Source organism: Lactobacillus kalixensis DSM 16043, from assembly GCF_001434335.1.
Classification (GTDB): Bacteria; Bacillota; Bacilli; order Lactobacillales; family Lactobacillaceae; genus Lactobacillus; species Lactobacillus kalixensis.
This window is the reverse complement of sequence record NZ_AZFM01000003.1, coordinates 64530-87578: the sequence shown is the minus strand read 5'-3', so window position 1 is coordinate 87578 and position 23049 is coordinate 64530. Positions and strand designations below refer to the sequence as shown.

18 protein-coding genes and 1 pseudogene are annotated in these 23049 nt (G+C 36.7%); 2 read left to right on the top strand and 17 right to left on the bottom strand.

All coding sequences use genetic code 11. The features are described 5' to 3' along the window. Positions 1 to 5: 5 nt before the first annotated feature. The 16 genes and pseudogenes from dinB to FC46_RS01780 form a co-directional block, all read right to left on the bottom strand. A complete protein-coding gene (dinB, locus tag FC46_RS01855; RefSeq protein ID WP_057797344.1) occupies positions 6 to 1127 on the bottom strand; it encodes a DNA polymerase IV in 1122 nt (373 codons plus the stop codon). Continuing rightward, complete coding sequence (zwf, locus tag FC46_RS01850; protein ID WP_057797343.1) at positions 1120 to 2571, bottom strand: glucose-6-phosphate dehydrogenase; 1452 nt, start codon at positions 2569 to 2571, stop codon at positions 1120 to 1122. The genes dinB and zwf overlap by 8 nt, the downstream gene beginning before the upstream one ends. Positions 2572 to 2675: 104 nt before the next feature. Continuing rightward, positions 2676 to 3116, bottom strand: coding sequence for a preprotein translocase subunit YajC (gene yajC / locus FC46_RS01845; protein WP_057797342.1), 441 nt, complete (start codon positions 3114 to 3116; stop codon positions 2676 to 2678). Positions 3117 to 3180: 64 nt separating this feature from the next. Beyond that, positions 3181 to 4161, bottom strand: a complete 981-nt coding sequence (gene ruvB / locus FC46_RS01840) for a Holliday junction branch migration DNA helicase RuvB (protein WP_157046771.1) — start codon at positions 4159 to 4161, stop codon at positions 3181 to 3183. Positions 4162 to 4252: 91 nt separating this feature from the next. Beyond that, positions 4253 to 4846, bottom strand: a complete 594-nt coding sequence (gene ruvA, locus FC46_RS01835; protein ID WP_057797340.1) for a Holliday junction branch migration protein RuvA — start codon at positions 4844 to 4846, stop codon at positions 4253 to 4255. A gap of 3 nt (positions 4847 to 4849) precedes the next feature. After that, positions 4850 to 6739: a DNA mismatch repair endonuclease MutL gene (mutL, locus tag FC46_RS01830; protein WP_057797339.1), complete on the bottom strand. Its 1890-nt coding sequence runs from the start codon at positions 6737 to 6739 to the stop codon at positions 4850 to 4852. Positions 6740 to 6741: 2 nt separating this feature from the next. Next, complete coding sequence (gene mutS / locus FC46_RS01825) at positions 6742 to 9324, bottom strand: DNA mismatch repair protein MutS (RefSeq protein ID WP_157046770.1); 2583 nt, start codon at positions 9322 to 9324, stop codon at positions 6742 to 6744. A gap of 122 nt (positions 9325 to 9446) precedes the next feature. Beyond that, positions 9447 to 9782, bottom strand: a pseudogene (locus tag FC46_RS01820) (zinc-binding dehydrogenase); the annotation flags it as partial. Positions 9783 to 9853: 71 nt separating this feature from the next. Then, a complete protein-coding gene (locus tag FC46_RS01815; protein WP_057797337.1) occupies positions 9854 to 10735 on the bottom strand; it encodes a PPK2 family polyphosphate kinase in 882 nt (293 codons plus the stop codon). 103 nt (positions 10736 to 10838) lie between these two features. Then, positions 10839 to 13337, bottom strand: a complete 2499-nt coding sequence (locus FC46_RS01810) for a plasma-membrane proton-efflux P-type ATPase (RefSeq protein WP_057797336.1) — start codon at positions 13335 to 13337, stop codon at positions 10839 to 10841. Between the two features lie 234 nt (positions 13338 to 13571). Next, the gene (groL, locus tag FC46_RS01805) at positions 13572 to 15191 is read right to left on the bottom strand and encodes a chaperonin GroEL (RefSeq protein WP_057797335.1); all 1620 of its coding nucleotides are present in this window, start codon (positions 15189 to 15191) and stop codon (positions 13572 to 13574) included. 56 nt (positions 15192 to 15247) lie between these two features. After that, positions 15248 to 15532: a co-chaperone GroES gene (gene groES / locus FC46_RS01800; protein WP_057797334.1), complete on the bottom strand. Its 285-nt coding sequence runs from the start codon at positions 15530 to 15532 to the stop codon at positions 15248 to 15250. 161 nt (positions 15533 to 15693) lie between these two features. Then, the gene (locus tag FC46_RS01795) at positions 15694 to 16452 is read right to left on the bottom strand and encodes a LiaF transmembrane domain-containing protein (protein ID WP_057797333.1); all 759 of its coding nucleotides are present in this window, start codon (positions 16450 to 16452) and stop codon (positions 15694 to 15696) included. Beyond that, positions 16452 to 16907 (bottom strand): LytTR family DNA-binding domain-containing protein, encoded by a 456-nt coding sequence (locus FC46_RS01790; RefSeq protein ID WP_201779047.1) that lies wholly within the window; start codon positions 16905 to 16907, stop codon positions 16452 to 16454. Before FC46_RS01790 ends, FC46_RS01795 begins: the two co-directional genes overlap by 1 nt. A gap of 110 nt (positions 16908 to 17017) precedes the next feature. Continuing rightward, the gene (locus tag FC46_RS10275; protein WP_412362747.1) at positions 17018 to 17518 is read right to left on the bottom strand and encodes a hypothetical protein; all 501 of its coding nucleotides are present in this window, start codon (positions 17516 to 17518) and stop codon (positions 17018 to 17020) included. Positions 17519 to 17627: 109 nt separating this feature from the next. After that, positions 17628 to 19577 (bottom strand): sucrose-specific PTS transporter subunit IIBC, encoded by a 1950-nt coding sequence (locus FC46_RS01780; RefSeq protein ID WP_057797331.1) that lies wholly within the window; start codon positions 19575 to 19577, stop codon positions 17628 to 17630. A gap of 232 nt (positions 19578 to 19809) precedes the next feature. On the opposite strand from FC46_RS01780, the gene FC46_RS01775 reads away from it, so the two are divergent. Further along, entirely contained in the window at positions 19810 to 21267 is a 1458-nt protein-coding gene (locus FC46_RS01775; protein WP_057797330.1) for a sucrose-6-phosphate hydrolase, read from the top strand. Positions 21268 to 21280: 13 nt separating this feature from the next. Then, positions 21281 to 22267 (top strand): LacI family DNA-binding transcriptional regulator, encoded by a 987-nt coding sequence (locus FC46_RS01770; protein WP_057797329.1) that lies wholly within the window; start codon positions 21281 to 21283, stop codon positions 22265 to 22267. Between the two features lie 52 nt (positions 22268 to 22319). Here the strand turns inward: FC46_RS01770 and FC46_RS01765 are convergent, their stop codons facing one another. After that, on the bottom strand, positions 22320 to 22961 hold the full coding sequence (locus tag FC46_RS01765; protein ID WP_057797328.1) for a redox-sensing transcriptional repressor Rex: 642 nt from the start codon (positions 22959 to 22961) through the stop codon (positions 22320 to 22322). Between the last annotated feature and the right edge of the window lie 88 nt (positions 22962 to 23049).

The window sequence follows — 23049 nt, the reverse complement described above, 5'->3', positions numbered from 1 at the left end:
CAACTTTATAATGTCGAAAACAGATTTGTTTCTTCATAGATTTCTTGTTCAAGATCAGTTACAGATACTCCAAGAAGTCTAATGCCGCGAGTCACGAAATCTTCTTCTCTTTCTAGCAGTGCACGTGCTTCTTGATAAATTATTCTTGGATCTTGCGTTTTTTTCTTAAGCATTCGTCGTCTAGTAATTGTATAAAAATTCGTGTCACGCACTTTCAAAACAACACAACCTGCTTGCAAATTCCGCTCTTTGAGCATCTCAGTTATTTCTCTACTGTATTTTCTTAGTTGCGTTAAAGCAGCTTGCTCTTCAAAAATGCTTGGCTCAAACGTACGCTCTTTTCCAATTGATTTTCTCTGTCTTTCCGCTTGCACTGGGCTTAAATCGATTCCACGTGAATGCATTGCCAAAACATAGCCCATTTTTTTGAAACGATCAATCAAAGTTTGGACGCTGGTTTTTTGTAAGTCTTCACCGGTATTGATGTTCATACTGCGCAAAGTTTCCTGCATTTTTTTACCAACACCTGGGAACTTCTTGATATCTTGCTTTGCTAAAAAATTTAGTGCTTCTTCTGGCAAAATCACGGTCTTACCAAACGGCTTGGCATATTCCGAAGCCATCTTAGCTAAAAATTTATTATATGTTACCCCAAAAGAGCAAGTTAATTTTGTCGTCTTAAAAATTTTCTGCTGCATGTAATTCCCCAACTCAATCGAGGAATAATTACCCAACTTGTTCTGAGTTACATCTATATATGCTTCATCTAATGAAACTGATTCCACTTGATCAGTTACTTCATGCATAATTTCATGAACTTGAGCAGAAACTTGGCGATACTTTTCAAAATTAGGTGGAATAAAAACTAGCTGATCTTTAGGAACTTGCTCAACCGCCCTCATTGCCGGCATCGCACTACCTACCCCATATTTTCGCGCGACATAATTAGCTGTTGTAATAACTCCGTGACCATTATGTTTACGTGGGTCATGTGCTACAACAACTGCTTTTTCCTTTAAATCTGGGTGATCACGCATCTCTACTGAAGCATAAAAAGCATCCATATCCAGATGTATTATCCGGCGATGGATGTCGTTTTTAGGCAATAAATTATCGCTATTATTCATAAATCCAATGTGAGGTTGGTGACTCAAAGATGCTATTAGCTTCAACTGGTCCCATACGGTATGGCAAATATTGTGGAATGTCAGGATTCCCAGCTTCATTTTCTTTTTGCCAGGCAGCTTCAACTGCATCGATGAATTGCCAGTAGCGCTTTAATTCGCTCCAGTGAGTGAAGTTGGTTGAATCGTTAACAAAGACATCATGTAAAAGTCTTTCATAGCCGTCTGGAACTTGAGCTAATTCTTCTTTTGAAAAGGCATATGTCAAGTTTTCACGGCGAATTCCAGGTTCACTAATTTTCTTACCGTTAATAGTGAAGAAAATCTTGCTTTCAGGATCGATTTCAATTGAAATATTGTTTGAATGAGCACGACCATATGGGTTGTTGTGGTGCTTCAAAACAATGTCAATTCTGTTTTTCTTTTCCTTAAATTCCTTACCAGTTCTAAAGTAAATTGGAACACCTGCAATTGGACCGGCATTAAACTTAACTTCACCAGCCGCAAAAGTTTCGGTAGTTGAATCTTCTGCAACATTAGGTTCCTTGCGATAAGCAAAAGTAGTATCACTACCTGCATATTGACCACGGACAAAATGCTTCTTTACATCTTCTGCATTCGGAATAATTAAACTATCAAGCAATTCTTGCTTAGCTGCGTGAATTGAAGCAGCTGAAATATCCTTTGGCTCAGGCATTGCTAAAAGAGTGATGATTTGGAAGATGTGGTTTTGCACCATATCTCTTAAGGCACCAGAAGTTTCATAGTAGCCACCACGTGCTTCAACACCAAGTCTTTCAGCTAAAGTAACTTGAATATTCTTAATGTCATCTGAATTCCAGATATTCTTAACCAATGGGTTGCTAAAGCGAAGAGGTAAAATATTTTGCACCATTTCCTTACCCAAGTAGTGGTCAATTCTGAAGATTTCATCTTCTTCAAAAGAAGCAGTGATTTGCTTGTTAAGTTCTTCAGCAGAAGTTAAATCACGACCAAATGGCTTTTCAACAACGATTCTATTAAAGCCACTACCAGTCAACTTTTGATCATTAATGTGAGTAGCAATCGTGCCAAAGAATCTTGGTGCCATCGCCATGTAGAATAAGCGATTACCTTGTGCACTATAACGACTATCAAGATCAGCAGCCAATTCCTTTAAAGTTACATAGTGTTCAACATTAGTAACATCATGAGATTGGTAGTAGAAGTGACTAGCAAAATCCTTTACTTCATTTTCATCTACTTCATCATGAGTTTCATGAATAGCATCAGTAATTTGTTCACGGAAGAATTCATGAGACCAAGGACGACGGGCAGTACCGATAACCGCAAAATTATCATGAATTAATCCTTGTTCATATAAATTGAATAATGCTGGATAAAGTTTACGGTGTGCGAGATCCCCGCTCCCCCCAAAAAGAACCATAATTACAGGGATATTCTTCATTTTGTGCAACCTCCTATATGTTTTACAAAACTACTTATATTTTACAACACGAGCTTTTTAATCAAAATAAAAAACGCCTTTATAAGACGTTTTTATCAAAAATATTAATCTTTTGATTCTTCAGTAGTTTCTTCTGACTTATCAGCTTCAGCTGGCTTTTCTTCAGTAGTTTCTGCAGTCTTGTTTTCTGAAGGTGCTTCTGATTTTTCTTCTGCCTTCACTGGAGCAGCTTCTGTATCAGTGCCTGGAAGAATTTGACGAATTGCCATTCTGCTGAAAGTTAAGTAAATACCATCTGCGTCGATGACAACAGTCTTATCTTTATCATTGATAGAATCAACTTTACCGTGCAATCCATCAACTAAGATAACGCGATCGCCCTTCTTTAAAGAGTCCATCATTTCCATTCGCTTTTGTTGTTGCTTTTTTTGTGGGCGAATCATGCCGAAGTACATGAACACACCAATAATAATCAGCATTACCAACATCATCATGTTACTACCGCCAGCTGCACCAGCATTGCTTGCTAAAAATAAAGTATTCAAACTATTTCACCTCATCAAAATATATACATTATAACAATTATACAAAAAACTAGCTTCTATTGCACTAGTCTTCGTTAGGAATTGGCAATCCTAATTGTTCATAGGTCTTATTAGTAACCATTCTTCCTCGAGGCGTGAGTAAAATAAAACCATTTTGAAGTAAATAAGGCTCATATAAAGATTCAATTGTTTCGATATCTTCACCAATATTGGCTGCCAAAGTTCTAATTCCTACAGGTCCGCCGCCATAGCCTTCAATCATCGTTTTTAAGAGTTTACGATCAGTTTGATCAAGCCCTTCATCATCAACTTGTAATTGCTTTAAAGCGTGCGTTGTCGTTTCAAAAGAAATTGTTTTTTCGCCCTTTACTTCAGCAAAATCACGTACACGCTTAAGTAAACGGTTGGCAACACGCGGCGTACCACGTGATCTTCTAGCCAATTCATGAGCAGCTTCTGGCGCAATTGAAGTGTTGAAAACATCACTGGATCTTAAAATGATCTGTTCGAGTTCATCAATTGTGTAGTACTGCATGTGTTCTACAATTCCAAAACGATCGCGAAGTGGTGCAGACAACTGTCCTGCTAAAGTTGTTGCCCCGATTAAAGTAAATGGCGGAAGCGGTACGTGGACAGCATGAGTAGTTTCACCTTCACCAATCATGATATCTACATAGTAGTCTTCCATGGCAGAATACAGAACTTCTTCAATTGGTTTTGATAATCGATGAATTTCGTCGATAAACAAAACATCCCCAGGATCAAGATCTGATAAAAGGGCTACTAAATCACCAGCTTTTTCAATCGCTGGTCCACTAGTACTTTTTAAATTAACCCCTAATTCATGTGCAATAACAAAGGCTAATGTCGTTTTACCAAGTCCTGGTGGCCCATAAAGCAAGACGTGATCTAGTGCTTCATCACGCTTCTTAGCAGCTTTAATATAAACTGCCATTTCTTTTTTTACTCTTTTTTGTCCCAAATACTGATCAAGAGTTTGCGGACGAAGAGTTAATTCCATTTGTTCTTCTGTTTGACCCTGCATTTCTTTTGAAGTTATTGAGTCATCTTTGTCTACCACAAAATTCACTTCCTTATGTCATTTTCAAACTAATGTTCAATTAAACATTATAGCATTATTTTTTAAGTAAAAGCGAGAGCCCATGCTTAATATATTGATCAGCAGTTTCTGCATCAACTTTGACCAATTTTGGAGTAATACGGTCGATTTCTTTTTGGGTGTATCCAAGCGCACTCAAAGCAAGAAGAGCATCGTGCAGAGCTGGTGTAATTCCTTCTGCTTCTTCATCTTTTCTGTCCAATTTTTGAACATAATCACCAAGCTTGCCTTTTAGATCAAGCACAATTTGTGAAGCGGTCTTCTTGCCCACACCTGGAAATCTGGTTAGATACTTCACTTCACCTTGTTCGATTGCTTCAGCCAAAGAATCACTATCTTCTGCAGCCATAATTGCTAGAGCAGATTTTGGACCAATTCCGCTAACGCTTAACAGTTTCAAGAACAATCCTTTAGCATCCTGATTCTCGAAGCCGTAAAGAGTAAAGCCGTTATTATCAGTAAAGTTTTGTTCAATATAAACTTTAGCCTTTTCACCTTGCTTATAAGCAAAAGGAGTTGGACTGTAGACTTTATAACCGATCCCGTTAACATCAACCACAATATAGCTTGGCGTTATCTCAGCAATAATTCCTTCAAAATATTCGTACATTAATTATTCATCCTTTTTAAACATTTTTCGTAAGTCGTTTGCACTTACTCTGACAAGTACTAGATTGCCTTCCGCATCATGATATGGGTCAGATGTAAGGCGCAATTTTTCTAATAAATTACTAGCTTCTGCATCAGATAAATTGTGTGTGCTAATTTCTTTTTTAGCTTGGCTTGCCGCAATATCTTTAAAAAAATTATTTACATTTTTGTTCTTATTCAAAAAGCGATCAAGAATTGAGCGTAAAGATTGTTCAATATCCCCCTTAATCCAAGTTGGATAAGAGCGAATAATAAAACTATCTTGGCCAAAGTCTTCTAAGAAGATCCCCAATTTGTTAATATCTTCAATCTTTTCTTTGATCTGCATAAAGTCCAAATTACCAAACTCTAAAACAAGTGGAGTTAGTAAACCTTGTTGAACAATTTTTTTGGCAGATAGAGCTTGATAGATTCTTTCAAAAGCTAGCCGCCGCTCAAGAGCTAATTTATCAACTAAGAACAAATTGTTTTGATTTTTAGCAAGAATGTAAGATGTCATTTGCCCAAGATAAATTAATTCCGGCATCTTATGAGCGACAGTTTCATCCCCGTCAGAAATAATATCAGAAGTGGTTTTTCCTTCACTAAAAGGCGTTAACTGCTTTTGCTTTGTCACATTTTCATTCCAAGTTGGCGTAATGACATAACGACTATCATTTCTTGGCAGATTTAAGTCCACATATTTAGTGACAACTTTTTCTTCTTTTTTTGGACTAATTTCTTCAGCTTGAAAAGGTTCATCGTTGACTTCTGGCACTTCTAAAGATCGACTAGTGTCGACAACATTTTTATTCAAATTAAACTTCAACTGATCGACTAAAGTTTCGCGTTTATTATTTAAATTCTCAAAACCACTGATTTCTTCAGTTCGAGCGATTAAGCTATCACTAATCGCTGAAGTAATTAGTCTGCTTAATTCTTTTTCTTTAGATAAACGCACTTCTTGCTTAGTTGGGTGAACATTAACATCAACAAGCAAGGGATCAACTTTAATATTAATGACTGCAATTGGATAATGCTTAACAGCAAGCTTTGAGCCATAACCTTCCATAATCGCTGTATTTAATTTGAAATTATGAATGTAGCGGCCGTTTAATAGAATGGAAATAAAGTTTCGCGTTGATCTAGTTAACTCTGGTTTTGAAATTAATCCTGAAATTTCAAAATCAGCATCTTTTTGAGAAATTGCCACCATTTTTTCAGCAATATGTCGTCCGTAAACATTAGCAACAGTCTGGTCAAGTTTACCATTGCCTGGCGTTCTCAACAGAATTTTACCTTTATTAGACAAAGTAATTGCAATCTGTGGATACCCTAAAGCTAGACGATTAATGATATCCACAATTTTCATTGTTTCAGTTCGCGGACTACGCAAGTACTTTAATCTAGCAGGAGTATTGAAAAATAAGTCACGAACAGTGATCTTACTACCTTTTTGTGCTGCCGAATCTTCCTGACTCTTCTTAACGCCGCCACTAAACTCTGCCCTTGTTCCAATTTCATCTCCGCTGCTAGTGACAATTTCAACATGAGCAACAGCAGAGATTGATGCTAAGGCTTCCCCACGAAAGCCTAAAGTTGAAACATTAAAAAGATCATGTTCATTGTTAATCTTGCTAGTAGCATGCCTTGTAAAAGCTAAATCAATCTGATCACGAGCAATTCCCGAACCATTATCTTGGACAACGATTTCCTTTAAACCAGCATCGACAAAATCAACTCTAATTCTACTAGCTCCAGCATCAATTGAGTTTTCCACCAATTCTTTTACAACACTAGCCGGTCGCTCAATTACTTCTCCTGCAGCAATTTGATTAGTTAGATTTTCCGATAATTCATGAATTTTAGCCATTACTAATCTTCATCCTTCAAATCTTGTTGCCAATCAGCCACCATTTGCATGATTTGAAGTGGCGTTTTATCGGCAATATACAAATTAGAAATTTGATCCAAAATATCTTTTTCTTTGTCAGAAACAACTTCTTGAGCATCATTTTCTTCTGCAACTTCTGGGATACTATTGGTACTACTTTCAGTAAACAAATCAAGTTGTTCACTGGCTGGGCCTAATTCACTGGCACCTTGAGCTTCAAGCCGCTTTAATAATTTAGTTGCTTCACGTAAAACCTTATTTGGCAGACCTGCTAATTGGGCTACGTGGATACCATAACTTTGGTCAGCGGGTCCTGGCAAAATCTTGTGTAAGAAAATTAACTTGCCATTTTCTTCAGTTGCACCAACATGAATATTCTTTAAATGCTCAAGACTCTTGTCTAGCCCAGTCAATTCGTGATAGTGAGTCGCAAACAAAGCTTTAGCTCCAACCTTGTCATGCAAGTATTCGACAATTGCTCCAGCTAAGGCCATCCCATCATAAGTAGCCGTTCCTCGTCCAATTTCATCGAATAAAACTAAACTTCTTCTAGTCGCATATTGCAAAGCTTCATTTGCTTCACTCATTTCTACCATGAAGGTACTTTGACCAGAAATCAGATCATCAGCTGCCCCAATTCTGGTAAAAATTTGATCAAAAATTGGTAAATTAGCACTGTCTGCCGGAACAAAAGCACCAACTTGCGCCATAATCGCAATCAAAGCTACTTGGCGCATGTAAGTACTCTTACCTGACATGTTAGGCCCAGTAATCAAAAAGATATTGGTGTCATTGCCCATTTTAATATCATTTGGAATGTAAGATCCTTCAGTCATAACTTTTTCTACAACAGGATGGCGCCCAGCAATAACTTCGATCTCTTGATCATCATCATGAAAAATAGGACGGCAATAGTTATTTTGTTCAGCAACTGTCGCAAAACTAGTGAAAACATCTAAGGCAGCTAATTGATTTCCTAATTTTTGTAAATCAGGGATGAATTTTTTAACTTCATCACGCAACTTTACAAATAAATCGTATTCAAGATCAGTTGAGCGATTTTGCGCTTCCATAATAAGATTTTCGTGCTCTTTTAATTCAGGCGTGATGTAACGTTCTGCATTAGTTAAAGTTTGCTTACGCGTATAACGATCTAGCGGAACCTTACTCTTATTACCATTTGAAACTTGGATATAGTAACCGAAAACCTTGTTATAGCCGACCTTCAAATTATCGATTCCAGTTTTTTCGCGTTCAGTTTGTTCCATTTCTGCCAGCCATTTTTTACCATTATTCATGGCATCACGATAGCGATCAAGTTGTGCATCAACACCTTCTTGAATTAAGCCACCTTCAGTGGTCAAAATTGGCGGATCACTGACTAAAGTTGTGGAAATTCGCTCTGCTACTCCCTTTAACGGATCAATTTTAGCAGCAAAATCTTTCAAAACATCACTATCTGATTGCAACAGATTTTCTAAAATTACTGGCACTGCTTTAAGTGAGCGTGAAAGCTGCAATAATTCACGTGCATTCACATTACCAAAGGCAATACGGCCAGTTAAACGCTCTAAATCGTAAACACCCTTTAAAGCATCTACTACATTTTCTCTAGTAAAGTAATTATCTAGTAATGCTTGAACCATTTCTTGGCGCTTGTTAATTTCTTCAAGTGACAATAATGGACGCGCTAACCACTGCTTAAGAAGTCGTCCACCCATGGCAGTATGAGTTTTGTCCAAGACCCAGAATAGTGATCCCATCTTCTTGCCAGTCTTAGCAGAAGCAATCAATTCCAAGTTATTTTGCACAGTGTGCGTCATTTGCAAATATTGGTTAACTTCATAGCTTTGGGCAATTTGCAGGTGGGCCAGACTTCTTTTTTGGGTTGTTAATAAGTAGCCAACTAATTGCTCTACAGCAGCTTTTTCAGCCTGATTATGCACACCTTGCTCAACGTAAGAAATTTCGGCATGCTCTCCTTCAAGCGGCGTTGGCGCAGAGACTGTAATATTAGTTTTGTGGAAAAAGTCCTTGTTGTCTGGTGTTAAAACACCGTTATACACAACTTCTCTTGTTCTTAAAGAAAGTAATTCATTTGCAACTCCTGCAAAAGTTTTTAAGTGTGTTGCATAGATTTCACCTGTTGATAAGTCACTATAAGCTAAGCCAAAACCACTTTTATTAGTTACAACAGAAGTTAGATAATTGGAATCTTTTGCCCCATTTGGGCCTTCTGTCATCATGGTTCCTGGTGTTACTAATTGAACAATTCCACGCTTGACCATCCCTTTAGCTTTTTTGGGATCTTCTAGTTGTTCACAAAGAGCAACTTTGTAGCCTTTTTCGACTAAAGTATTAACGTATGAATCCACAGCCATGTGAGGAACACCAGCCATTGGAATTGGATTTTTAGTCTTGTTGGAGCGGTGAGTTAAGGTTAATTCTAGAATTTGTGCTCCTTTAACAGCGTCGTCTTCAAATAATTCATAAAAGTCCCCAACGCGGTAAAAGAGAAAGGCATCAGGATACTGCTTTTTAATTTCATAATATTGCTCCATCATTGGAGTTTTACTTGCATTGGCCATTAAATGTTCCTTTCTTAATAGACGTACTCTAATAATTATACGCTGCTAAAGGCAAAAGAAAAAAGACCGGAATCCGGCCTTTTAAAAAAATATTTCTATTACTTATCAGCAACGATTACAAGTGACTTAATCGCTTCACGCTTGTCCATTGCTTCGTATGCCTTTTGAATATCAGCTAAATCAAAACGTTTGTTGAAAACCTTCCCTGGATCAATTTCACCATCTAAAACGGCCTTCAAAAGTAAAGTCTTGTCGTGAGTAGTTGCAGATGCAATACCACCACGTAGACCAACATTCTTCCAAAACATTGTGTTAGTATTCGGTTGAGTTTGAGGAACACCTACTCTACCAATAACTGCACCTGCTCTTGCAAGTTGACCTGCTTGTTGGATAGCACTTTCAGCACCAACACATTCAAGTACTGCATCACAACCTAGATTAAGCATCAAAAAAGGTGGTCATATAACAACCACCATTTTTTGCTATTCAACTAGTAAATATCTACTTAATATTTCCCCTCATCTTCTAGTAATTCCTTGGCTAACTCTAATTCTTTTTCTTGGTTTGGTGACATAGTTGGATATGCTAATGGTAATTTTTCAATCCGCTTAGTCAGAATATCTGATACGATTAACCGTGAATACCACTTATCATCAGATGGAATTACATACCATGGATTCTTCTTAGTTGAGGTAGAATTAATAGCTTTTTCATAAACTGCTTGGTATTTATTCCAATATTGTCTTTCTCTAATATCAGAAGCGGACAACTTCCAATTCTTGCTTGGAGTATCGATTCTTGCCATGAAACGCTTCTTTTGTTCCTGCTTAGAAATATTAAGGAAGAACTTCAAAATCACATAACCATTTCTAGTAAGGTAATTTTCAAAATGGCGAATATCTTTATATCTCTTATTAAAGAACTTATCACCAACATCATTCAATGAATGAATATTTGGCAAGTCTTCATGCAAAAGAATTTCTGGGTGAACTCGTGTTGCTAATACATCTTCATAGTAGGAACGATTAAAAATTCCGACATGTCCACGTGCTGGCAGTTTTTTATTAATCCGCCATAAGTAATCATGAGCCAATTCTTCAGCAGTTGGTTGCTTAAAACTTGCAACATTAAATCCACTTGGATTTACACCTGAAAGAATGTGTTTAATCATACTATCTTTGCCTGCAGAATCCATCCCTTGTAAAATAATCAAAATACTGTATTCATGCCGGGCATATAACTTAGCTTGAGCCTTTCTTATCCGTTTTACATTCTTCTTAATTTGCTCCTTGATTTTTTTAAGGTCCTTACTTGAATCTTCTACAAAAGTTGGAGTTTTTGAAATATCAAAAATATTATTACTGTAACGAAATTGCTTTGTCTTCATAATTAAATTTCCTCTTTTCTTTTACTTCAGTAATAAGAAATTATTAGTCCAAAATTAGACCCGTAATTTTATTATGACTAAGCATTTTTGTTGTATTGTCGATTCATGCTGCTTGATGGTTATATACTTTTTCAATCCACATTCTGATAATATTCAAAATAAACATCCAAATAATGTTATAAATCCAGACTTCAGCAATCATCCCTAATGAGATCTTGGGTACTAACCAACCAAAGTAACAAGCACATGCTGCAAAAACTTGTGTAATTACAATCGCCCAGAATAAGATCTTAGCTGGAAATGGTCTCTGGAAAAACCAACGTGTTTGACGGGTAACAAATAATAGCAAGTGTCCACCAGCTACTAATTGCAAGAACATAATCGTTTGTAATTGTCCTGTGCTATTTACAGTAAAGAAACTAATTGTACCTGGGTTCTTAACTGATAACCATCCGATGGTAAGTAAAAGCATTGATTGAATCACAGCAAACAAACCTAAAATTGAAGAAGTAGACAAGATTCTCTTCATATTCCATCTAATCGGTTTTTTACTGATATAAGTATTATCATAAGCAATTGTCATTATTGGTAAGTCATCAAGAAGTGACATAACCACAATCATAATCGCTGTAAGCGGCTGGAAATTGAGAAAAATTGAGGACAAAACAACTAGGAACATAATATTCATAGTCAATGCCACACGATAAACAGTATAACTAGTAATTCTAGCGAAGATTTTTCTAGCCTCAATAATAGCTGTTTGAATTACTGATAAACCCGGTGATGTCAATATAAGAGCTGCTGCATTTCTAGCTGCATCAGTAGCACCATCAACGGCAGTACCACAATCAGCTTGTTTCAAAGCTGGCGCATCATTAACACCATCTCCAGTCATCGCAACAATATGCCCTTGTTTTTGTAGACTTTTAACAATCGCATATTTGTGTTCAGGAAAAACTCTAGCAAAACCATCAGCTTCATCAATTAATTTTGCTATTTTTGGTGAAACATTATTAGGATCTAGATCTTTCGGAAAGACTTTTGAAGCATTATAAATCTTAGTACCCATACCTAACTTTTTAGCAGTTTCAATTGCAATCGCTGTATCATCCCCAGTGATCATCTTGACATCGATACCTTCATCTTTACATTCTGCAATCGTCTTCTTTGAATCAGGTCTTGGTGCATCAAACATTGATAAAATTCCAAGTACAGTCCAATTTTTACCTTCGTCTGTACTTTCAGCAACCCCTAAAGCACGATAACCATGTTTAGCTAAATTAGCAGTAATTTCATTAACTTTATCTTTAACCTGATCGTCAGTTGCTAAAGCTGCGACAACTTGTGGTGCACCTTTAATTCCCCAAAGAGATTTATTAGTCTTTTTATTATGTAAATGAGCCTCCATTTTCTTTGTTACCGGATCAAACGGAATAAACTTATCAGTCACCCATTCATTAAGCTTATCCTTGTCTTTCAATGCGTTGAGAACAGCATTATCAATGGGATCATTATTATTTTTATTTGAAGCAAGCGAGCCAACCAAGATAACATCTTGCGGAGCTTTTGCATTGATCAAGACAGTGTTACCTAGTCTTAATTTATTTTCGGTTAGTGTACCAGTTTTATCACTACATAAAATATCAACACCAGCCATTGACTCAATTGAAGAAAGCTTTGAGACGATTGCCTTCTTCTTTGATAAGTTAAGTGCTCCTAATGCCAATGTAATTGAAAAGACTGTTGGCATCGCAACAGGAATTGATGCTACTAATAAGACCAACACGAATTGCAAGATACTTAAAGCGGTATTCAAACCAAATGTATGTGCAACCAAGTCATTGTAAACTCTAAAGGCAACCATAATGACGGCTAAAATTACAGCCACAAATATTAAATAGTTACCAATCTTAAACATTGCTTCTTGGGCGCGACTTTTACTTCCAGCTGAGGCAACCAATTTAGCTGTCTTACCAAAGAAAGTATGTGATCCAGTAGCAATTACAACACCAGTCATTGCACCTTCTTTAACAATACTGCCTGAATAAGCTTCATCACCAGTTTTCTTAGTCACAGGTAAACTTTCACCTGTTAGTGCCGATTGGTCAATTGAAGCATAATCTCCACTAATAAATCGCATATCAGCTGGAACAATTTGGCCAAGGCGCACCTTTACAATATCGCCTGGAACCAAGTCTTTTGCAGGAATTGTTTCAAATTTGCCATTTCTTTTTACATTAGCAGTTGGGGCTAAACCTTTTTTCAATGCTGCCAAGGCATTAGAAGATTTGCTTTCTTGCCAAAATTCAATACAAGCATTAAATAGTAATAACGCCAAAATAATTATGAAGTCGTCCCAGTGCCTAATAAAAGCAGAAACAAGTGCAGCAACTTCAATCATATATGCAATTGGACCAGTGAAGTTTTTCAAAAACTTTAACCACATTGGTTCTTGTTTAGCGGTAATATCGTTTGGACCGTATTCATTTAAACGTTTTTTTACTTCTTGAGTAGTTAATCCTACTTGAGAATTAACATCCAATTTAGTCAAAACAGTTTTTATGTCGGCTTTTTCTAAATCAGTTTGTTTTTCCTCATTCATTTTAAACTCCTTTCCTTACATCTTGTTTTTAGTATAGTCTTATTTTGCAAATAAGGTTATTAATACACCTTGCAAATAATGTTTGATTTCAAGTATTAAATAACGCAGCTTAACTTAAGGGATAGATTATGTGCTACTTTTTCGAAAATATAAAATAACGCAAAAAAATACACTCTAGTAATCACTTCACTAGAGTGTATTCATGTCTTATCTCTTTAAATTATAAACTAACTTTTACATACCCATTCCTGGTGCGCCTGCTTGAGGAGCTTCTGGCTTTTCTTCAGGAATTTCTGCAACAACAGCTTCAGTAGTAAGAAGAAGTGCAGCAATTGAAGCAGCATTTTGTAAAGCGGTACGAGTTACCTTAGTTGGGTCAATGATACCAGCTTCTACCATGTTTTCCCACTTGTCGGTAGCAGCATTGTACCCAATTTCGTTATCTTCATTTTCAAGCTTGTTCAAGATAACTGCGCCATCTTTACCTGCGTTTTCTGCAATTTGACGAACTGGTGCACTCAATGCTCTAAGAACAATGTTGATACCAGTTTGTTCATCTGGAGTGTCACCCTTAAGGTCCTTAATAGACTTTTCAACGTCTACTAATGCAGTACCACCACCAGCAACGTAACCTTCATCAACAGCGGCACGAGTTGAGTTCAAGGCATCTTCAATTCTGTAACGACGTTCCTTAAGTTCAGTTTCAGTAGCAGCACCAACGTGGATTACAGCTACACCACCAGTTAACTTAGCAAGACGTTCTTGCAACTTCTTCTTGTCGAAGTCTGAAGTAGTTTCTTCAATTTGCTTTCTGATTGAGTCTTCACGTTCTTTAATAGCATCCTTTGAACCACTACCGTCAACAATAGTAGTTGAGTCCTTAGTTACAGTTACACGACGTGCTTGACCTAATTGATCAATCTTGGTGTCCTTCAATTCAAGACCTAAGTCTTCAGTAATTACAGTACCACCAGTCAAAGCTGCGATATCTTGTAATTGTTCCTTACGACGGTCACCAAATCCAGGAGCCTTAACAGCTACAACGTTGAAAGTACCACGAATCTTGTTCAATACAAGTGTTGGAAGAGCTTCACCAGTAACATCATCAGCAATGATCATCAAAGCCTTACCTTGTTGAACAATTTCTTGTAATAATGGCAAGATGTCTTGGATGTTAGAAATCTTCTTGTCAGTAATCAAGATGTATGGATTATCAAGATCTGCTTCCATCTTATCATTGTCAGTTACCATGTATTGTGAAAGGTAACCACGGTCAAATTGCATACCTTCAACTACTGAAAGTTCAGTTTCAATACCACGTGAGTCTTCAATAGTGATAACACCATCGTGACCAACCTTTTCCATAGCGTCAGCAATCAATTCACCAACTTCTTTTGATGCTGAAGAAACAGCAGCAACGTTAGCGATTTGTTCCTTTGATTCTACGTTGTGGCTAATCTTGTGAAGTTCATCAACAGCTGCCTTAGTAGCCTTTTCAATACCACGACGGATACCTACAGGGTTTGCACCAGCAGTAACGTTCTTCATACCTTCACGAGCAATTGCTTGAGTCAAAACAGTAGCAGTAGTAGTACCGTCACCAGCAATGTCGTTGGTCTTTTGTGCAGCTTCAGCAACAAGCTTAGCACCCATGTTTTCGTAGTGGTCTTTTAATTCAATTGACTTAGCAATAGTAACACCATCGTTGGTGATGTCTGGATTGCCGTAGCTTTGTTCCAAAACAACATTTCTACCCTTAGGACCAATAGTAGTCTTAACAGTATCTGCTAACTTATCAACACCCTTTAAGAGTGAACGTCTTGCGTTTTCTGCGAATTTAATATCTTTTGCCATAAACTAATTACTCCTTAGTTTAGATTATTTCTCTTAATTTATATTCCAGTAGTCAATTACTTAACGATTGCTAAAATGTCCTTTTCACGAAGAACTAAGTACTTTTCGCCTTCGTATTCAACATTAGTGCCTGAATACTTATCATAAAGAACAACATCGCCTGTCTTAACAGTCATTGGCAACTTTTCACCGTTGTCAGCATATGCGCCGCTACCTACAGCAACGACTTCGCCTTGAGTTGGCTTTTCTTTAGCATTGGAAGCTAAAACAATGCCACCAACAGTCTTTTCTTCTTCATCTTTAACTTTAACGACTACACGATCTCCGATTGGTTCTAACACGTTCAAATACCTCCTGGAATTATCTTTTAATTTTTTATTTTCTAGTTAATGATTAGCACTCACATTTATCAAGTGCTAACTTACATTTATTAGTTTAACATGTTTATATAAGAATGCAAGAAAAAATTAGCACTCTTTTATAAAAAGTGCTAATTTCTTCTTTACTTATTAATATGATGTACTCCAAGGTCTCCCATATTCTGCTTACCTTGCAAGATCAACTTAGGACCATCAGCCTTGCTATAATCAATCTCAACATCACCAAAGCCACCTTGCAAGTTATTAACCACTTGCCAGTCCTTGGGAATATAGAGAGCAATATCACTCATTGAACTATTGATGTTGACAATTACTTCATCCCCAGCAGCCCGAGCATCATCTAAATACACATCAATATCACCCATCGTTGAATTAATGGTAATAGTCTTCAGATTTTGTGAATGAACATAGCGAGAAGCATCCGACATCTTTTCACTAATTACAACATTGTCACTATTAACACCGAAGCTAGTGTCATTCAAAACATTATCTGCTTTAAAAGAATGATCATTTTTTAAATCTGACCAATTTGCATTAACTCTCTCACCGTTGATGATCACAGTCGGTTTGAAACTTTTCCTAAAAACCAAACTTAACCCGATTGAGGCTAAGAGCGCCACAAGTAAAATCGTCCAAGGTGACAAAACTTCAATATGTAGCGGCTTAACATAAACAATCAACAAGAATGCAATTGAAAAGATTGAACCGTAGAGATTCTTATTAAAAAGTGATGTGATTAAACTTGCTGTGAAGATAACAGTCCAAAAGATTGACCAAAATCCGATTGCAACTGGAAGTAAATTTAATTGATCAACCACTAAAAAGATGGCGGCTGCAATAAAGCCAACACCCCACACAATTCTTCCCCATTTAGCTTTCATTAGTTAGTCCTTCTTTCATCTAATTTATTTCTTAAATCACGATAATAACGTCGAGAGACGTAAACGGTTTTATAAGATTCATGAAATTGAATCTGGCAATTAGAAATTGATCTAGTTAAAGCATAGATCTGATCAAGGTTCAAAATTGTCGATTTTGATACCCGCATGAATTGTCCGCCTAATAGATTTTCTAATTCATACAATTTGTATTTCACAGCATAACTATGGTCTGTAGTATGAGCCATTACCTGTTTGTCGGCAGTCTCAAAGAAGAGAATTTGATTTAAATCAAGATAGTAAGCTTTATTGTCTCTTATTCCGGTAATTTGGTCAGGATGAGAAGATTCATCTTGGAGTTTATGATAGAGTCGTTCAATTTCTGGCGTGATCTTATTTGCTTTAATGATTACGACTGATTCTTGATTATCAGGATCAATTTCCAGTTTCACCTTCACTATTTTCACCTCATCTTTTATTTTCCATATCATTATTACACCGCGTTTTATTAAGGAAAGCTAGCCGTTTTGACTAAGTGGTCAAATAGATTAGCTAAGTGGTTTCCTCTTTACCACCAAGAGAAAATAGCGGTAAGAACTGCATCAATTGCACCTTCTGTTAAAGTGACTTCCAAGTATTTCTTATAAGCTTTTCCAAAACTGCTATATTCGTAAGTTTTATTGTGCTCTTCGTCGGTAAAATAGTATTTGCCATTTTTTCTGCTGCGTAAAGTTTTAAGCAATGTGAAAATCAAACCTAAAATAAAGAAAAGAACTATGAAAAATACTACGAAAACAATCCCTAACCAACTTTGCAATTTATAGCTAAGTCCTAAAGAAAGGAGCCAGAAAAAGTAGAAAATAAAACTCCACCCATTAGCAAAAATATGGGGCACCTTAACTTTCAGACTTACTAAAAGTGCTGGAATAATCAATAAACTTGTAAAAATTAGCAAAGTAATACCATATATTTTAGAAATATTTTCTAATCCACCAAAAATGACAAAGACTGCTCCTAAGATCCAATAAAAGAGCAGAGCTAACCACATATTTTTTGTTTTCTGGTTCATTAAAATCACTACCTATCTTTTTCATTAGAATAGCATGAAAAATCGCCCAAGAATATTTCTTGAGCGATTTTTTTCATTGCATATTTAATTTCTAGAGGAGTATAAGCAATTATTCGTGAGCAGTAACAGCAATCAAATTGTCGCCGTGCTTGTCACCAGCATCACTAATTCTTGAAACATTAGCATAGTTAGCAGTGTTAGTAATGATTACCATTACAGTAGTATCATAACCAGCCTTCTTCACAGCATCTAAATCAACTGTACCAAGCTTGTCTCCTTTTTCTACTCGTTGACCTTGCTTAACAAAACTTTCGAAGTGTTCACCCTTCAAGTTAACAGTATCAAGACCAACGTGGATCAATACTTCAGCACCATCATCTGATTTAATACCGTAAGCGTGCTTAGTTTCGTAAGCAATAGTTACAGTACCAGTTACTGGTGCGTAAATTGTACCATCACTAGGAATTACAGCAGCACCGTCACCCATCAACTTAGCTGAGAAGACTTGGTCGTTTACCTTAGTCAAACTTTCAGGTTCACCATCAACTGGAGAAGCAATAACTTCATCCTTCAAGCTTAATTGTTCTTTAGAAACTTTTTCAGCTCTTTGAGTTTCTTCTGCTTGACTAGTTGCGTCATTAACTGGAACATCTTGTTCAGCAACTTCTTCCTTCAAGTGTGACTTACCATAAACGTAAGTAAGTGCAAAGGCAATTACGAAACTGATAGCAACTGATAGAATCCAAACTGGAATAGTTCTTGGGTAAATTGAAAGGAATCCGAGGAATCCTGCACTACCCATTGAAGCTGCAGTAACGTGAGTTAATCCTGCAACAAAGGCTGCAATACCTGAACCGATTAAGGCACAGAAGAATGGGAACTTGTACTTCAAGTTAACACCGAAAAGTGCTGGTTCAGTAATACCAAGAAGTGCTGATACACCTGCTGAACTTGATAAACCTTTCATCTTTTCGTTCTTAGTTAAGAAGTAAACTGCAAACGTTGCAGCACCTTGGGCAACATTGGCCATACATGCAGTAACGAAGATGAAGTCACCTGCACCACCATGGTTTTGTGCGAATTGACTTACCAATTGAGTTTCAACAGCTGGGAAACTTTGGTGAAGACCAGTAGTAACAATAGCTGAGTATGATAAACCAAATACACCCATACCAAAGGCGCCAGTAGTGTTGTAAAGCCATACAATAGCAGCAGTAATCCAGTCAGATACACCCTTGAAGACTGGTCCAATAACAGTGTAAGTTAAGAAACCAGTGATCATTAATGAAAGAAGTGGAGTGAATGTAAAGTCAACTGCTGAAGGCAAACGTTTATGTAAGTTCTTTTCAAGAATTGCCAATACCCACACAGCTACTAAAACCGGAATAACTTGGTATTGGTAACTTGTTTGAGGAACATGCCAGCCCCAAAGATCCCAGAACTTAGTTGGTCCTGCTAGACCTGGTGTGGTCATAATCATACCAACAGCAGCACCTAGATATTGGTTAGCACCGAACCTTTTGGCTGCCGAAATACCAACTAGAATTGGCATGAAGATAAATGGCGCAGCTGACATAACCTGAATCATTTCTGAAAGGCCGGCAGCGTTTGGGTACATTTGAACAACTGACTTAGGACCAAATAGTCCTGGTGAAGTCAAGAAGTTGTTCAATGCCATCAGCAAACCACCAGCAACTAAGGCCGGAATGATTGGAACGAAGATGTCAGACAAGAGCTTGATGAAGTCCATTACTGGATTCTTCTTTTGATTACCTGCAGCAACCTTCTTTAAATCTTCAGTTGACAATTCTTGAAGACCAGTTATCTTAATTAGCTCATCGTAAACGTCATTAACATCCCCTGGTCCAATAATTACTTGATATTGACCATTGGTCTTAAAAGTACCCTTTACATCTGGATCATTATCTAAAGCCTTTTGATCAATGTCATTATCATCTTTAAGCACTAAGCGTAAACGAGTAGCACAGTGAGCAGCTGCAACAAGATTGTCACGGCCAACATCCTTAATTACTCGCTCAGCCACTTTTTTATGGTCCATAATTTTCCTCCCTCGCGAAAAACATGTAAACGCTTTTATTTGTTTTCTCAATAACTATGATAGCGTATTCTTAAAATATGTCAATCGTTTGACATATATTTTTTCAAAAAAGTTTTAGTCATTCTAAAATCACTGATAATATAGGCTTTTGATTATATGATAATCGTTTGACATAAATTGGCATTTCTAATAAAATATTTTTAGAAATAGCGCTTACACGGAGGTATTAATTATGGAATGGACACAAGAAAAAAGATACTTACCTTATAACAAATGGGACGCAGACACTCTGCTTCATTTACAAGCTCAAGCAGCAAACTCTCCTGCACAAATGCACTATCATTTGCGTCCAATATCTGGTTTAGTTAACGATCCAAATGGTTTTTCTTTCTTTAATGGTGAATACCACCTCTTTTATCAATCATTTCCATTTGGAGCAGTCCATGGTCTTAAATCATGGTGGCACTTTAAATCAAAGGATCTAGTTCACTGGGAAAACTTAGGTATCGGCTTAGAACCTGATGCAAAAGCTGATTCACACGGGGCTTACTCTGGTTCTGCTAAACAAATTGGTGATAAATTATTCATTATGTATACTGGTAACCACCGCACCGATGATTGGGAACGCATCCCTTATCAAATTGGCGTCTGGATGGATAAAGATAACAAATTAGGCGAAAAGGAAATCTTATTTAAGAATCCTGATCACATTAGTGAACACTTCCGCGATCCTCAAATCATCGAGAAAGATGGAAAATACTACGCTATCTTAGGTGCACAAGATGAAAAAGAAAAGCATGGCCATGTCGATGTCTGGTCTTCTGAAGATCTTAAGGATTGGAAAGAACTTGGTTTCTTAGACTTTTCAGATAAAGATATGGGCTATATGATCGAATGCCCTAACTTAGTTGAAGTTGATGGCAAAAACGTTTTGATTTTCTGTCCACAAGGCTTAGATAAGTCAATAGCTGACTACGACAATATCTACCCTAATATGTACGTTGTAGCCGATCAAGCCGATTTAGAAAACCACACGTTAATGAATTCTAGTCAATTAAAGAACTTGGATGATGGATTCGATGTGTATGCAACTCAAGCTTTCAATGCACCTAACGGTAAAGCATATGCTGTTAGCTGGGTAGGATTACCAGATATTTCCTATCCAACTGATAACGAAAATTGGGCTAATTGCTTGAGCCAAGTTAAGGAATTAACGATTGAAAATGGTAAGTTATTGCAAAAACCAGTTGATGCAATCAAGTCATTACGTGAAAATGAACAATCCTTCATTGATGAGCGTGAATTAACTACTAAAGCTGGTCAACAATACGAATTGAAGATGAAGATTTCTGCTGGTCAAAAGGGCAATCTATATTTGCAAGCAAACAGCGATCTTAGCGAAAACCTTAAATTATCATTTGATACTGAAAATGGTGAATTAGTGTTAGATCGTTCAAAAGCTGGCGAAGTATCGGCCAACTACGGAACTAGTAGAAAGATTGTTTTAGCTAAGAATAAAGATTTAGATTTAGATATTTTTGTAGATCATTCATTAATCGAAGTGTTTGTAAACGGTGGTGAACACGTCTTAACCGGTCGTTTCTTCACTAACCAAGACTCACAAAAGATTGTCTTTGACAATGAAACAAGCTACCAAGCAACACTTTGGCAAATGAAAACTATTTTGTAATTAGGTGATTAAGATGGCCGTAAAGTTATCTGACGTAGCAAAAAGAGCAGGGGTTTCCGTTACTACATGTTCAAGAGTAATTAATAATCATGGCTATTTAAGTCAAAAGACTAAAGATAAAGTTTTTCAAGCAATGAAAGAGTTGAATTATCAACCCAACTCTTTAGCTCGCTCTCTTCAAGGCAAAAGAATGAACTTAGTAGGATTGATTTTCCCTAATATTACTAACCCATTCTTCGCGGAATTAATTGAAACAATTGAAGAAAAGCTATTCTTAAAAGGTTATAAAGTTATTCTTTGCAACGCAGGTAGAGATAAAGATAAGGAACGCGAATATTTAAAAATGCTATCTGCCAATCAGGTAGATGGTATCATCGCTGGTGCTCACAATTTAGGGATTGAAGAATATCAAAAATTAGGCTTACCTATTGTATCTTTTGATAGAAAATTATCCAATCAGGTACCTATCGTAAGTTGCGATAATTATCAAGGAATCAATTTAGCAGTTCATGACTTATTACAAGCTGGCTGCAAAAATATTTATTTTTTGGGAAATAAAAATAGAAAAGGTAATCCAACTGACCAAAGATTGCAGGCTTATCTTGATGCTGCTAAAGAAAACAAGTTTGAACCTCATATTCGCTCAGTTGCCTTCTCTGATTCTGTTTTACTGAAAAATATGCGTATTCATCAAATGCTAGAAGACGATCATCCCGATGGCGTAGTCGCTACAGATGATCTAACCGCTATCTTGGTGTTACAAGAAGCAGCTAAGTTAGGCATTAAGGTCCCTGAAGAATTAAAGGTTATCGGCTTTGATGGAACTCAAGAGATTCAAACTTACCATTCAGAATTATCAACAATCGCTCAGCCAATTGAGGACATTGCAACAGTTTTGGTTGATTTACTTCTTCAAAGAATTAGTGATCCGAATAAAAAACTTGAACAAATGCAATATAAATTGCCAGTTAAATTGATTAAAAGTAGAACAACGGCATAAAAAAAGCCACGCGTTAACCCGCGTGGTTTTTGCTTTAGGCATTTACCCAATTTTATAAATCATTCTCTTTTTCTGAATCTAAGAAATAAATCAAAGTCTGTAATTCAGTAGCTAGGTCCACATTTTGAATACGAACATTTGATGGAGCTGATAATCTAATTGGTGTAAAGTTCATAATTCCCTTAATCCCTGCTTCCACCATCTCATCAGTTGTCCTTTGTGCAGCACTAGATGGCACAGTCAAGATTGCAATAGAAATCTGCTGATCACTCAATTGCTGCTTTAAATCAGCCATATCGTAAACTGGAACTCCACTCAAAATGCGACCTGTAATGTCTTTGCTAATGTCAAATGCGCATGAGATACGAATATTGTTACTACGTTTAAAGTTGTAATTCAATAAAGCTCTACCTAAATTACCTACTCCAACTAAAGCAACATTAGTTAAAGTATCTTGATTCAAGATTTTTTTAAAGAAACTCAACAAGTTTTTAACATCGTATCCATATCCACGCTTACCTAACGCGCCAAAATAAGAAAAATCTCTTCTAATTGAGGCACTATCAACTTGCACCGCTTCAGATAATTCCGTTGAAGAAACTTTTGACTTTCCTTCTTCATTAAGAATAATTAAGTAACGGTAATACAGTGGTAATCTCTTAGCGGTGGCTTTTGGAATTTTTATTTTTTCCATAAAGTGTTAGCCTCCTATTCTCTTTATGTTTGTGAATACACAATCAAGCATATATATCATACCTGGTATTAGAGGATCTTTGCAAGCG

Coding starts and splice junctions, on each gene's coding strand:
- dinB (WP_057797344.1), bottom strand. CDS start 1,127: ATGAATAATAGCGATAATTTATTGCCTAAAAACGACATCCATCGCCGG.
- zwf (WP_057797343.1), bottom strand. CDS start 2,571: ATGAAGAATATCCCTGTAATTATGGTTCTTTTTGGGGGGAGCGGGGAT.
- ruvB (WP_157046771.1), bottom strand. CDS start 4,161: ATGCAGGGTCAAACAGAAGAACAAATGGAATTAACTCTTCGTCCGCAA.
- ruvA (WP_057797340.1), bottom strand. CDS start 4,846: ATGTACGAATATTTTGAAGGAATTATTGCTGAGATAACGCCAAGCTAT.
- mutL (WP_057797339.1), bottom strand. CDS start 6,739: ATGGCTAAAATTCATGAATTATCGGAAAATCTAACTAATCAAATTGCT.
- mutS (WP_157046770.1), bottom strand. CDS start 9,324: ATGATGGAGCAATATTATGAAATTAAAAAGCAGTATCCTGATGCCTTT.
- FC46_RS01815 (WP_057797337.1), bottom strand. CDS start 10,735: ATGAAGACAAAGCAATTTCGTTACAGTAATAATATTTTTGATATTTCA.
- FC46_RS01810 (WP_057797336.1), bottom strand. CDS start 13,337: ATGAATGAGGAAAAACAAACTGATTTAGAAAAAGCCGACATAAAAACT.
- groL (WP_057797335.1), bottom strand. CDS start 15,191: ATGGCAAAAGATATTAAATTCGCAGAAAACGCAAGACGTTCACTCTTA.
- FC46_RS01795 (WP_057797333.1), bottom strand. CDS start 16,452: ATGAAAGCTAAATGGGGAAGAATTGTGTGGGGTGTTGGCTTTATTGCA.
- FC46_RS10275 (WP_412362747.1), bottom strand. CDS start 17,518: ATGAACCAGAAAACAAAAAATATGTGGTTAGCTCTGCTCTTTTATTGG.
- FC46_RS01780 (WP_057797331.1), bottom strand. CDS start 19,577: ATGGACCATAAAAAAGTGGCTGAGCGAGTAATTAAGGATGTTGGCCGT.
- FC46_RS01775 (WP_057797330.1), top strand. CDS start 19,810: ATGGAATGGACACAAGAAAAAAGATACTTACCTTATAACAAATGGGAC.
- FC46_RS01770 (WP_057797329.1), top strand. CDS start 21,281: ATGGCCGTAAAGTTATCTGACGTAGCAAAAAGAGCAGGGGTTTCCGTT.
- FC46_RS01765 (WP_057797328.1), bottom strand. CDS start 22,961: ATGGAAAAAATAAAAATTCCAAAAGCCACCGCTAAGAGATTACCACTG.